The organism is Nonomuraea thailandensis, from assembly GCF_024172165.1.
Taxonomy (GTDB): Bacteria; Actinomycetota; Actinomycetes; order Streptosporangiales; family Streptosporangiaceae; genus Nonomuraea; species Nonomuraea thailandensis.
In genome coordinates, this window is record NZ_JAMZEB010000002.1 from 12,049,498 (window position 1) to 12,061,366 (window position 11,869).

Consider the following 11,869-nt stretch of genomic DNA (forward strand, 5'->3'; position numbering starts at 1 on the left):
GCGTCCACTTTACGCACATCGTAGGACATGGGATGTCCCACGTCCTATATCTCTTCCCAGGAGGCAACCGTGAGCTCTGAGTTCAGTCGCCGCGACTTCCTGCGTCACAGCGGGGCGGCCGGTGCGGCGGCGTTCATCGCGGCCACGCTCTCCGCTTGCTCCGGAGGCCCGGCCTCGACCGGCTCGGTCGGTGCCGGAACCGACAAGGACCTGATCACCGCCGTCATCGGATACGGCAACGACCAGAGCTGGGACCCGACGCAGACCGCCTCGGCCTTCGCCATGGCCGGCATCAACCACGTCTACGAGGGTCTGCTGGACACCGACCCGATCAGCCGCGAGCCCTACCCCGCGCTCGCCACCGCGCTGCCCGCCGACCCGAACGCGACCACGTGGACGTTCACGCTCAGGGACGGCGCCAAGTGGCACGACGGGCAGCCCGTCACGGCCGACGACGTGGTCTTCACCTTCGAGCGGATCCTGGGCCCCGACAACGTGCTGGCCGGCAACTTCTTCAAGTCCTGGCTGCAGGAGGTGAAGAAGATGGACGACAGGAACGTGGAGCTGGTGCTCAAGTTCCCGTTCCCCGACGCGGCGCCCCGCCTGACCATCGCGAAGATCATGCCGAAGCACGTCTTCAGCCAGGCCGGCGCCTGGGACCAGGCCAAGGGCGGCAAGGCGGTGGGGTCGGGGCCGTACAGACTGACCGCGCACAACCCCAAGTCCAACACCTCGTTCGAGGCGTTCGACGGCTACAACGGGCCGCGGCCCGCCACGGTCAAGAAGATGAACTGGCTGACGATCGTGGACGCCGCCGCCCGCGTGGCCAAGATCTCCGGCGGGTCCGCCGAGGCGCAGATCGCCGACAACATCCCGTACGCCAACGTCGAGCAGCTCAAGCAGCAGGGGCTGACGGTCGAGGGCGGCAAGGGCATGAACCACATGTTCCTGATGTTCAACACGGCCACCAAGCCGTTCGACGACATCCGGGTGCGCCAGGCCCTGCACTACGCCATCGACAAGCAGAAGATGATCGGCGTGGCGCTCAAGGGCCACGGCACCGCCTCCAGCTCCTTCCTCAACGAGGGCCACCCCGACCACAAGCGGGCCTCCGTCGTCTACGACCACGACCCGGAGAAGGCCAGGGCGCTGCTGAAGGAGGCCGGCGTCAGCAACCTGACGATCAACCTCATGGCCGTCAACGTGAGCTGGATCGCCGACTGCCTGCCCACCATCGCCTCCTCCTGGGAGGCCGTCGGCATCAGGACGACGCTGGAGCCGCAGGACACCGCCGCGCTCTTCACGAAGATGGACCAGATGCAGGAGTACCAGGTCGTCGCGGCGGCCTCGAACCCCAACCAGTTCGGCATGGACGCCGACCTGATCCTGCACTACAACTACGTGCCCGGCGGCCTGTGGATGAAGTACGCCCACTGGGACGGCACCGAGGACGCCGAGAAGCTCTTCACGATGATGGACGAGGCCGCCAAGGAGACGGACAAGGCCAAGCGCACCGAGCTGATCCACGAGTACCTGGACTTCGTGGCGGAGCAGGCCATCCTCTACCCGGTCGTGCACAACGAGCTGATGACCGCCTACGACCCGAAGAAGCTGTCCGGCATCCGCGCCCAGCCGTACCCGGGCATCAACCTGCTGCAGGCCAAGAGGACATGACGCTCGTCGCCCGGATGCTGCTGCGGCGGCTCCTCATCCTGATCCCGCTGGTGCTCGGCGTGATCGCATTCGTGTTCATCGTGATGCGCTTCTCCGGCGTCAAGCCGGAGTACGCCTACTTCCAGGGCGCGAACCCGACCCCCGAGCAGATCCGCCAGTTCCAGGTCGAGAACGGCCTGCTGGACCCGCTGCCCGTCCGGTACGTGCGCTTCGTCGCCGACCTGGCGCAGGGAGACCTGGGCACCAGCGTGCTGACCAGGAAGCCGGTCCTGGAGTCCGTGACGACCGCGCTGCCGCTGACGTTGCAGCTCACCTTCCTCGGCCTGGCCGTGGCGGTGGTGCTGTCGCTGGTGTTCGGCGTCACGGCGGCGCTGTTCCGCGACCGGTGGCCCGACCAGGTGATCCGCATGGTGTCGCTGATCGGGGTGGCGGCTCCGGCGTTCTGGCTGGCGCTGCTGATGATCCAGTGGCTGGCGGTCGGCGAGGGGCTCTTCCCGACCGGCGGCTACATCAACCCGGCCGACTCGGTGGCCGGCTGGCTGCAGTCGATGACGCTGCCCGCCCTGTCGCTGTCGCTGCCGATCGCCGCCCAGCTCACCCGCATCATCCGCACCTCGATGGTGGAGGAGCTGGACCGCGACTACGTACGCACCGCGATCGGCAGCGGCCTGCCCATGATCGTGGTCGTCGGCCGGAACGTGCTGCGCAACGCCCTGATCAATCCGCTGACCGTGCTCGGCCTGCGCATCGGCTACCTGATCGGCGGCACGGTGGTGATCGAGACGATCTACGGGCTGCCCGGCATGGGCCAGCTCATGATCAACGCCGTGCGTGACGGCGACCCGGCCGTCGTCCAGGGCGTGGTGCTGACCATCGCGGTCGGCTTCATGGTCGTCAACCTGGTCGTCGACATCCTCTACCTGCTGGTCAACCCCCGCCTCAGGAGTGCCACATGAGACGTGGACCGACAGAGCGCCTTGCGCGGCCCGGTCTCGGCTTCCGCCGGTTGAAGCCGCTGTCGTGGGTCTCGGTCGGCATCATCGCCGTGGTCGTGCTGGCCGCGGTGCTGGCGCCGTGGATCGCGCCGCACTCGCCGTACTTCCAGGAGGCCGCCGGCGGCGGCCCGTCGGCCGAGCACTGGATGGGGCTCGACAGCGCCAACCGCGACATCCTGTCCAGGCTGCTGTACGGCGCCCGCTGGTCACTGATCATCGGCCTCGGCGCGACCGGGCTGGCTCTGGTCGCCGGGGCGGTCATCGGCGCCGTCGCGGCGACCTCGCGCAGGGCCGTGGACGAGACCCTGATGCGCGTGCTCGACGTCATCATGGCCTTCCCCGGCATCGCGCTGGCCGCGGTGCTCGTGGCCGTGTTCGGCGGCAGCATCCCCGTGCTGGTCATGGCCATGGCGTTCCTCTACATGCCGTCCGTGGCCCGGGTCGTGCGGGCCAACGTGATCGCGCAGTACGGCGAGGACTACGTGGCGGCCGAGCGCATCATCGGCGCCCGCACGCCGCACATCGTCATCAAGCACGTCGCGATCAACTGCGCCGCGCCCGTGCTGGTGTTCTGCACGGTGATGGTGGCCGACGCGATCGTGTTCGAGGCGTCGCTGTCGTTCATCGGCGCCGGCGTGCGCCCGCCGAACCCGTCGTGGGGCAGCGTCATCGCCGACGGCAAGAACCTGGTGCTGCTCGGCGGCTGGTGGGCCACGGTCTTCCCCGGCCTGCTCATCCTCATCACCGTGCTCGCGCTCAACATCCTGTCCGAGGGCATCTCCGACGCCTGGGCCGCCCCGGCGGCGCGCAAGGCGCAGGTGCGCAGGGACGACGACGCGTTCGAGCAGGCCCGGCCGGGCTCCGGCGAGATCGTCGAGCTGCCGGGGCTGGAGGAGGCCGCGCGCAGGCTCGCCGAGCGGGCCCGCCCGCTGCCGCAGGGCCCGCCGATCCTCTCCGTGGAGCGGCTGCGGATCGGGTTCGCCGAGGGCGTCGACATCGTGGACGGCATCGGCTTCGAGGTGCGCCCCGGCGAGGTGCTGGGCCTGGTCGGCGAGTCCGGCTGCGGCAAGTCGCTGACCGCGCTGACCATCATGGGCCTGCAGCCGCGCGAGGCCCGCGTCAGCGGACACGTGCGCTTCGACCAGCGGGAGCTGCTCGCCGAGTCCAGGCGCGCCCGCCGCCGCCTGCTCGGCCACGAGATGGCGATGATCTACCAGGACGCCCTCTCCTCGCTGAACCCGGCCATGACCATCAAGGCCCAGCTCAAGCAGCTCACCCGGCGAGGCGGCCGGCGCACCCCCGCCGAGCTGCTCGAACTCGTCGGCCTCGACGCCCGCCGCACCCTGTCGGCCTACCCGCACGAGCTGTCGGGCGGGCAGCGGCAGCGCGTGCTGATCGCGATGGCGCTCTCGCGCGACCCCAAGCTGATCGTCGCCGACGAGCCCACCACCGCGCTCGACGTGACCGTGCAGGCGCAGGTCATCGAGCTGCTGCTGAGGCTGCGCGAGGAGCTGGGGTTCGCGCTGATCCTCGTCTCGCACGACCTGGCGCTGGTGGCCGACGTGACCGACCGCGTGGTCGTCATGTACGGCGGCCAGATCGTCGAGACCGGCGTCACCGCGTCCCTGGTCGGCAGGCCCGCCCACCACTACGCCCGCGGCCTGCTCGGCTCGGTGCTGTCGCTGGAGTCGGGGGCCGAGCGGCTCACGCAGATCCGCGGCGTGGTGCCGGCGCCGGCCGACTTCCCGCCCGGCTGCCGCTTCGCCGACCGGTGCCCGATGGCCTCGGACGTGTGCCGTACCGAGAAACCGGTCCTGGAAGGGGACGCCACGCACCAGGTGGCCTGCCACCACCCGGCGCCGACGCTGGTGAGGAGCGAGCAGCATGCTTGAGCTGAAGGACGTGCACGTCGTGCACAGGGCCCGCTCGGGCGGCCTGCTGGGGCGCGACCGCGTGTACGCGCTGACCGCCGCGAACCTCACCGTGAGCCCCGGCGAGACGGTCGGCGTGGTGGGCGAGTCGGGCTGCGGCAAGTCCACGCTGGCCAAGGTGCTGGTGGGGCTGCAGAAACCGACCGCGGGCACCGTGACCTTCCGCGGCCGGGACCTGTGGGGGATGAAGGAGTCCGAGCGGCGCGAGCTCGTCGGGTCGAGCGTGGGAATGATCTTCCAGGATCCGTCCACGGCGCTCAACCGGCGGCTGCCGATCAGGCAGGTGCTGCGCGACCCGCTCAACGTGCACGGCCGCGGCACCCCCGCCCAGCGCGACGCCCGCGTACGGGAGCTGCTCGACCTGGTCGGGCTGCCCGCCGGCGCGGCCGACGCGCTGCCCGGCCAGCTCTCCGGCGGCCAGCGGCAGCGCGTGGCCGTGGCCAGGGCGCTGGCGCTCGAACCCGACCTCGTCGTGGCCGACGAGCCGACCAGCGCGCTGGACGTGTCGGTGCGGGCGCAGATACTCAACCTGCTGTTGGATCTGAAGGAGCGGCTCGGGCTGGCGCTGGTGTTCGTCTCGCACGACATCCAGACGGTCCGCAGGATGAGCGACCGCGTGGTCACCATGTATCTGGGCAGGATCGTGGAGCGCACGCCGGCGCAGTCGGTGCCGCTGGGCGCGCGGCATCCGTACACCAGGGCGCTGTTCTCCGCCACGCCCGGGCTGATCTCGCCGATCAACCCGATCCCGCTGGTGGGCGTCGTGCCGTCGGCCACCAGGCCGCCGAGCGGCTGCCCGTTCCGCACGCGGTGCTGGCGCGCGGACGACGTCTGCGCCGCCGAGATGCCCGAGGCGACGGTCGAGGGCGAGCACCTGTTCCACTGCCACCATCCGGTGGCGGCAGGGGCGACCGACATCGAACTGATCCAGGAGCGAGTATGAGTTTGTCCGGTGTCATCCCACCGGTGTGCACCCCCATGACTTCCGAGTACGAGGTGGACACGGCTTCGCTGGTGCGGCTGGTGGACCACCTGATCGACGGCGGGGTGGACGCGCTGTTCGTGCTGGGCTCCTCCTCCGAGGTGGCCTACCTGACGGACGCCCAGCGGCGGACGGTGCTGGACACCGTCGTCGGGCACGTGGCCGGTCAGGTGCCGGTGCTGGCCGGGGTGATCGACATGACCACGCCCCGGGTGCTCGAACACGCGCGCGTCGCCGCCGGGGCGGGGGCGTCCGGGCTGGTGGTGACGGCGCCGTTCTACACGCGCACGCATCCCGAGGAGATCCGCACCCACTTCAGGACGATCGCCGCGCGGGGCGGGCTGCCCGTCTACGCCTACGACCTGCCGGTGTCCGTGCACACCAAGCTGAGCGCCGCGCTGGTGCTGGAGCTGGCCGCCGAGGGGGTGCTGGCCGGGCTGAAGGACTCCAGCGGCGACGACGGCGGCCTGCGCGCCGTCGTCATGGGCCGCGAGGCGCCGTTCAGTGTGCTCACCGGGTCCGAGGTGACCGTCGACTCCGCGCTGTGGATGGGCGCCGACGGCGTGGTGCCCGGGCTGGGCAACGTGGACCCGCAGGGGTACGCCGAGCTGTACCGCTGCGCCTCCCAGGGCGACTGGGAGGCGGCCAGGGCCGAGCAGGAGCGCCTGGTCAGGCTGTTCGAGATCGTCCACGTGGGCGGCGACCGGATGGGCGGCAGCTCGTCGGGGCTCGGGGCGTTCAAGGCCGCGCTGCACCTGCGCGGCGTCATCGACTGCCCGATCACCGCGCTGCCCCAGGTCCCGCTCAACGAGGACGAGGTCGGCCGGATCGGCAAGCTCCTGGCGAGCGCCGGGCTCCTCTAGGCCCGGCTCCTCCAGGCGCGGCCGCTCCAGCCGCGGCTCCTCTAGACATGGCTCGCCAGCTCGGCGACGTCCTTGGCGCCGTCCTCGATCAGCTTCGAGGCCAGGTCGGACAGGGCCCGGCCGACGGCCAGCTCGTCCCCGATCCCGGGCACGGGCCGGTCGTCCGGGTTGCGGCGGGCGTGCGCCACGCTCTCGTGCCGCTTCCCGTCAGGGGTGAACAGAACGACCGTGGCCGTGGTCACGGCGTCGTCGTCATCCTCGCTGATCCAGATCTGCACGTTCCACTGCTTGTAGTCCATGACGACCTCCTCCCTACGTCCAGCCTCTCTCCAGGAGAGGCGGACGTAAAGGTCAGTGGTCAGCGGTCGGCGTGGGCCGCCCGCTCGTTCGGCACGCAGTGGGTCATCTTCAGGTTCTCGACGTCGCGAGGGCCGTTCCTGCCCAGCTTGGACAGCCGGCCGCGGTCCTCGTCGGTCAGGTCCTGGCTCTGCAGCGGCTCCAGCCCCGCCACGTCGTCCGGCGTGATGCCCAGCCCCTCGCCGACGCGCAGCCCCAGGTCGTCCTCGGCGAGCAGGAAGTGCCAGACCATGCGCTCCTGGATGACCCGGTCGCACTGCTTGAGGTTGGTGACCAGGTTGGCGACGAGGTCGTCGCGCTCCCACTCCTCCATGAGCAGGTAGCGCTGGCCCGCCTGCACGTAGTCGTTGGTACGCGGGATGCGCTTGCGGGTCAGGCGGCCGGTGACGACCGGGCCCACCTCGTCCGGGTGCGGGTAGTGGGCCTCGCGCAGCCCGTCGCGGACCGAGGGCTCGTAGTTGATGTGCGGGCTCTCGCCGGCCGTGTCGACGAAGTACGTCATCTGGCCGTCCCGCTGGTTCGTCCGGCAGGGCGCCTTGGTCTGGTTGACCGGGAGCTGCAGGTAGTTCGGGCCGACCCGGTAGCGCTGCGTGTCGCTGTAGGAGAACGTCCGGCCGACCAGCATCTTGTCGTCGGAGAAGTCCAGCCCGTCCACCAGCACGCCGGTGCCGAACGCGGACTGCTCGTTCTCGGCGAACTGGTTCTCCACGTTCCTGTTCAGCACCATCCGGCCGACCGGCAGCGCGGGGAAGTCGTTCTCCGGCCACACCTTGGTGTCGTCGAGCGGGTCGAAGTCCAGCTCGGGGTGCTCGTCGTCGCTCATGACCTGGACCAGCAGCTCCCATTCCGGGTGGTCGCCGCGCTCGATCGCGTCGTGCAGGTCCTTGGTGGCGTGGCCCAGGTCGTGCGCCTGCACGGCCGCCGCGTCCGCCTCGGTCATGCTGCGCACGCCCTGCTTCGGCATCCAGTGGTACTTCACCAGGAACGACTGGCCGTCCTTGTTGACCCACTTGTAGGTGTTCACCCCGAACCCCTGCATGTGCCGGTAGTCGGCCGGGATCCCGCGCGGGCTGAACAGGTTGACCAGCATGTGGATGCACTCCGGAGTCTGCGACATGAAGTCGAAGATCCGGTTCGGGTCCTGCCGGAAGGTGACGGGGTCCGGCTTGAGCGCGTGGATGACGTCGGGGAACTTGATCGCGTCCCTGATGAAGAAGACGGCCAGGTTGTTGCCGACCAGGTCCCAGTTGCCGTCCTCGGTGTAGAACTTGATGGCGAAGCCGCGCGGGTCGCGGGCCGTCTCGGCCGAGTCGCGCCCGCCGATCACCGTGGAGAAGCGCACCGCGACGTCCGTGCGGCTGCCCTCCTGCTGGAAGAGCTTGGCCCGGGTGTAGCGGTCGATCGGCTCGTCGCCGAGCCTGCCGTACGCCTCGAAGTAGCCGTAGCTGAGCGTGCCCCGGGCGTGCACCACCCGCTCGGGGATGCGCTCCCGGTCGAAGTGGCTGATCTTCTCCAGGAACTGGTAGTTCTCCAGCGTCGCCGGGCCCCGCGGGCCGATCGTGCGCTGGTTCTGGTTGTCGTAGACCGGGTGCCCCTGCCGGTTGGTGAGCACCTCACGGTTGTCGTCAGGCCGCGAACCCATGCCCGAAACGTCTGTCATTGCACCGTTCCTTCCCCCGGGACGAGTTTTCCCCGCCTGCCCTCAAGGCCGGAGCGGAAACGGGCAAAGGTTGCTCCTACGGGCGGCGGCTGCCCGGCGGGAAGACCTGGAGGGCCGCCTCCAGGGCCGTGGCCTCCTCCGGGGTGAGGCGCTCGAGGAAGTGCACGAGGGTCGCGGCCTGGTTGCCGCTGGTGGCCAGCGCGTGCCGCATCAGCTCGGCGGTGTAGGCCTCTTTCGTGGCCACCGGCTCGTAGACGTAGGCCCGGCCGACCGGCTCGCGCCGCAGCAGGCCCTTGGTGTGCAGCTTGTCCATCACGGTCATGACCGTGGTGTAGGCGATCTCGCGCTCCGTGCGGAGGTCTTCGAGCACGTCACGGACGGAGGCGGGCCTGCGGTAGGACCACATCCTGTCCATGATCGTGGATTCGAGCTCTCCGAGCGGGCGCTTCATGTCCCACATGGTAAGGGCTCGGCCCCGATCGGCCCCTCGCCGATCGGGAGCCGGTGGGCCTACTCGCCGCCGCCCTCGGGGACGATCCTGGACATCCAGGCCGCGGCCTCGTCGGACGGCAGGATCCGTTCCAGGCGGATGACGCCCGGCATCATCGGGTAGCGCCTGCCGGGGCTCCACGACCGCGCGTACGGCGGCGGGTCGAGCACGACGACCCGCACCCCGTCCAGCTTCGGGATGTCGGCGGGGACGCCCTCGTTCCAGATCCACTTGCCGTAGGCGTCCACCAGGTTGAACTGGCCGTGGACCGGGCCGTCCTCCGGGTCCACGTCGCCGTCGGTGGCGGCCATGACCCACTCGGGGTCCGGCTGCACGCCCTCGATCAGCCCGTGGTCGGACGGGCCGCTCACCACGTCGGCCAGCAGGGTGTGGAGCTGGAAGTTGTCGCCGATGCCGCCGATGACGACCTCGTAGCCGCGGCCGGTCTCCCTGTGCAGGACGATCAGGTGCTCGTCCTCCAGGACCGCCAGCAGTCCGGCCAGCCACTCCAGGTCCTCGCGGTCGTCGGCCACCGCCGACAGGGCCGCTGCCAGGCGCTCGCGGCCGGGCAGCCCGGCGCGCACCTCCGGGGAGAGCTGCAGGATGGACAGGACCGGCATGTGCGCCATGTGGACGCTCGCCCAGGCGTCGGCCAGCCCGAACGCCTCCCGCTCCGGCAGGCCGGTCAGGCGGCCGGCCGTGCTCGGCAACCAGCCGGGGTCGTTGTCGTCGGGCTCGGGCGGCTCCTCGCCGGTGGCCGAGCGCCAGGCCGCGGCGAACCTGGCCGACTGCTCCAGCAGCCCGGTGAGCTGCTCGACCAGGGGCTCGGCCAGCGGGGCCGGGTCGGCGCCGCGCTCGGCCAGCGCGCCGGCCACGATGCCCAGGCGGGCGCCGACGCCGGGCGGCACCAGGTCGAAGACCTCGCCGAAGCGGGCCGCCACGGCGGACAGGGTCGCCCTGTCGGCGGTCTCCGTGGCCGCGTAGAGCTGCGAGGCGTGCTCGAAGAGCCGGTCGGGATCGCGGTCGGCGGCTGCCTGGAAGAGCGCGTCGAGATGGTGATCAAGCATTCCGGCAGGCTACGACATATGCGGACTTGGTGTGGTGGTCAGCGGCTGACGCCGTCGGCGGGGCGGCGGAGCAGGTCGAGGTCGGCGCGGCGGGGCAGGCTCTCCCAGTCGCCCTGGCTGGTGACGGCGAACGCGCCCGCCGCGCACGCGGTGGCCAGCCGCTGCCCGGGCTCCGCCCCGGCCAGCCAGTCGGCCAGCCAGCCGGCCGCGAAGGCGTCTCCCGCGCCCACCGAGTCGACCTCCGTCACCCGGTACGGCTCCGCCCGCCGTACGACGCCGCCGGACAGCTCCATCGCCCCCTCGGCGCCGAACTTGAGCAGCACGTGCCGCGGCCCGAGCCCCGCCAGCGCCGCGGCCAGCTCCTCGGCCCCCTCGGCGTCGGCGATCAGCCGGCCCTCCGCCTCGGTCGCGAACAGCACGTCCACCTCGCCGACCACCTCCCGCAGCCACGCCCCGGCCTCCTCGGGCGTCCACAGCGCGCGCCGGTAGTTGACGTCGAGCGAGACGGTCACCCCGGCGGAGCGCGCCTCGCAGATCGCGTGGCGCACGGCCTCCCGCGCCGACCCCGACAGCGCGGGCGTGATGGCGGAGACGTGCAGCACCCTGGCGGCGCGGATGAGGCCGGGGTCGAGGTCGGCGGGGCTCAGCCGCGAGCCCGCGCTGTCCCTGCGGTAGTAGCGCACGTCGATGAGGTCGGCCGTGCGCCTGCCCTTGATCATCAGCCCGGTGGGCGCGGCAGGGTCGGGGATCGCGTGCGCGTGCACGCCCTCGCCCGCGAGCGTCGCCCGGATCAGGTCACCGAACTCGTCGGCCCCCACCCGGCCGATCCACGTCACGTCGTGCCCGAGCCGGGCCACGCCGATCGCGACGTTGGACTCGGCGCCGCCCAGGCCGAGGTCGAAGTCGCGGGCGAAGCGCAGCGGGCCCGTACGGCGGGCGGCGAACAGGGCCATGGTCTCGCCGAAGGTCACCAGCTCAGTCATCGGCTCGTACTACCCAGCTTTCTCGAGATGCGCACCGCCGCCCCCGCCACCAGCGGCCCCAGCTCGCGTACCCGCGCGGCGGTGATGCGCGAGGTGAGGCCGGAGACGGAGATGGCGGCGGCGACGGCGTCGTGGTGGTTGAAGATCGGTGCGGCGACGCAGCGCACCTCGGGCTCGTTCTCGCGGTCGTCCACGGCGTAGCCGCGGCGCCTGATGTGCGCCAGCTCGGCGCGCAGCCGCTCGGCGTCGGTGATCGTGTGCCTGGTCCTGGGCTCCAGGACCAGCTCGGCCAGGAGCTCCTCGGGCAGCCAGGCCAGGATGGCCTTGCCGACGGCGGTGGAGTGGAGGGGGCCGCGGCTGCCGATGCGGGAGGCCATGCGCACGTTCGCCTCGTTCTCCACCTTGTCGATGTAGACGACGTGCGGGTGGTCGTGGACGACGAGGTGCACGGTCTCGCGCACCTCGCTCATCAGCCGGTGCGACTCCCCGGCCGCCACGGCGCGCAGGTCGAGGGTGGCGAGGTATGCCTGCCCGAGCCGGAGCGTGCCGTGGCCCAGGCGGTAGACGCCGGTCCTGCGGTCGCGGTCGAGCAGCTTGGCCTCGACGAGCGGCACGGTCAGCCGCAGCACCGTGCTCTTGGACAGGCCGGCCGCCTCGGCGAGCTGGGTGAGCGTCAGGCCCGGGTGCTCGCGTACGTGGTCGAGCAACGTCAGCGCGCGCCTGAGCGAGGCGGACTGGTTGCGTTCCTGCACGTCGCCCACGATAGCGGGGGAAATCGCTATGCAACATGAGGTTGTGCAGTGCACAACAACGTGCGAGAGCGCTTTCCGTCCCGCGCGCGGCTTCCTAGGGTCACGCTCGGGAGGT

At 71.1% G+C, this 11,869-nt stretch carries 11 protein-coding genes; 5 read left to right on the forward strand and 6 right to left on the reverse strand.

Annotated features, from left to right (window positions below; translation table 11 throughout):
- Nucleotides 1-69 precede the first annotated feature (69 nt).
- The 5 genes from HD597_RS60145 to HD597_RS60165 are packed head-to-tail and all read left to right on the forward strand — an operon-like array spanning nucleotide 70 to nucleotide 6,445.
- Nucleotides 70-1,674: an ABC transporter substrate-binding protein gene (locus HD597_RS60145; RefSeq protein WP_253758064.1), complete on the forward strand. Its 1,605-nt coding sequence runs from the start codon at nucleotides 70-72 to the stop codon at nucleotides 1,672-1,674.
- Nucleotides 1,671-2,630: an ABC transporter permease gene (locus tag HD597_RS60150; RefSeq protein ID WP_253758066.1), complete on the forward strand. Its 960-nt coding sequence runs from the start codon at nucleotides 1,671-1,673 to the stop codon at nucleotides 2,628-2,630. Before HD597_RS60145 ends, HD597_RS60150 begins: the two co-directional genes overlap by 4 nt.
- Nucleotides 2,627-4,561: a dipeptide/oligopeptide/nickel ABC transporter permease/ATP-binding protein gene (locus HD597_RS60155; protein ID WP_253758068.1), complete on the forward strand. Its 1,935-nt coding sequence runs from the start codon at nucleotides 2,627-2,629 to the stop codon at nucleotides 4,559-4,561. Before HD597_RS60150 ends, HD597_RS60155 begins: the two co-directional genes overlap by 4 nt.
- Nucleotides 4,554-5,543 carry an ABC transporter ATP-binding protein gene (locus HD597_RS60160; protein WP_253758071.1) on the forward strand — a complete coding sequence of 330 codons (990 nt, stop codon included), beginning with the start codon at nucleotides 4,554-4,556 and terminating at the stop codon, nucleotides 5,541-5,543. The genes HD597_RS60155 and HD597_RS60160 overlap by 8 nt, the downstream gene beginning before the upstream one ends.
- Entirely contained in the window at nucleotides 5,540-6,445 is a 906-nt protein-coding gene (locus tag HD597_RS60165) for a dihydrodipicolinate synthase family protein (protein WP_276083309.1), read from the forward strand. Before HD597_RS60160 ends, HD597_RS60165 begins: the two co-directional genes overlap by 4 nt.
- A gap of 41 nt (nucleotides 6,446-6,486) precedes the next feature.
- On the opposite strand, the gene HD597_RS60170 is transcribed toward HD597_RS60165, so the two are convergent.
- From HD597_RS60170 to HD597_RS60195, 6 genes are all read right to left on the reverse strand, one after another.
- Nucleotides 6,487-6,744 carry a DUF1876 domain-containing protein gene (locus tag HD597_RS60170; RefSeq protein WP_253758076.1) on the reverse strand — a complete coding sequence of 86 codons (258 nt, stop codon included), beginning with the start codon at nucleotides 6,742-6,744 and terminating at the stop codon, nucleotides 6,487-6,489.
- A 59-nt stretch (nucleotides 6,745-6,803) separates the two neighbouring features.
- Nucleotides 6,804-8,462 (reverse strand): catalase, encoded by a 1,659-nt coding sequence (locus HD597_RS60175; RefSeq protein ID WP_253758078.1) that lies wholly within the window; start codon nucleotides 8,460-8,462, stop codon nucleotides 6,804-6,806.
- Nucleotides 8,463-8,538: 76 nt separating this feature from the next.
- Nucleotides 8,539-8,913: a BlaI/MecI/CopY family transcriptional regulator gene (locus HD597_RS60180; RefSeq protein ID WP_253758081.1), complete on the reverse strand. Its 375-nt coding sequence runs from the start codon at nucleotides 8,911-8,913 to the stop codon at nucleotides 8,539-8,541.
- Between the two features lie 59 nt (nucleotides 8,914-8,972).
- Nucleotides 8,973-10,019: a serine/threonine-protein kinase gene (locus HD597_RS60185; protein ID WP_253758083.1), complete on the reverse strand. Its 1,047-nt coding sequence runs from the start codon at nucleotides 10,017-10,019 to the stop codon at nucleotides 8,973-8,975.
- Between the two features lie 38 nt (nucleotides 10,020-10,057).
- The gene (locus HD597_RS60190) at nucleotides 10,058-11,002 is read right to left on the reverse strand and encodes a sugar kinase (RefSeq protein ID WP_253758085.1); all 945 of its coding nucleotides are present in this window, start codon (nucleotides 11,000-11,002) and stop codon (nucleotides 10,058-10,060) included.
- Nucleotides 10,999-11,754 (reverse strand): IclR family transcriptional regulator, encoded by a 756-nt coding sequence (locus tag HD597_RS60195; protein WP_253758087.1) that lies wholly within the window; start codon nucleotides 11,752-11,754, stop codon nucleotides 10,999-11,001. The genes HD597_RS60190 and HD597_RS60195 overlap by 4 nt, the downstream gene beginning before the upstream one ends.
- Nucleotides 11,755-11,869: the final 115 nt, after the last annotated feature.

Bases quoted from the DNA above. Each gene is read 5' to 3' on its own strand.
- HD597_RS60150 (WP_253758066.1), top strand. From the start codon at position 1,671: ATGACGCTCGTCGCCCGGATGCTGCTGCGGCGGCTCCTCATCCTGATC.
- HD597_RS60155 (WP_253758068.1), top strand. From the start codon at position 2,627: ATGAGACGTGGACCGACAGAGCGCCTTGCGCGGCCCGGTCTCGGCTTC.
- HD597_RS60160 (WP_253758071.1), top strand. From the start codon at position 4,554: ATGCTTGAGCTGAAGGACGTGCACGTCGTGCACAGGGCCCGCTCGGGC.
- HD597_RS60165 (WP_276083309.1), top strand. From the start codon at position 5,540: ATGAGTTTGTCCGGTGTCATCCCACCGGTGTGCACCCCCATGACTTCC.
- HD597_RS60175 (WP_253758078.1), bottom strand. From the start codon at position 8,462: ATGACAGACGTTTCGGGCATGGGTTCGCGGCCTGACGACAACCGTGAG.
- HD597_RS60180 (WP_253758081.1), bottom strand. From the start codon at position 8,913: ATGAAGCGCCCGCTCGGAGAGCTCGAATCCACGATCATGGACAGGATG.
- HD597_RS60185 (WP_253758083.1), bottom strand. From the start codon at position 10,019: ATGCTTGATCACCATCTCGACGCGCTCTTCCAGGCAGCCGCCGACCGC.
- HD597_RS60170 (WP_253758076.1), bottom strand. From the start codon at position 6,744: ATGGACTACAAGCAGTGGAACGTGCAGATCTGGATCAGCGAGGATGAC.
- HD597_RS60190 (WP_253758085.1), bottom strand. From the start codon at position 11,002: ATGACTGAGCTGGTGACCTTCGGCGAGACCATGGCCCTGTTCGCCGCC.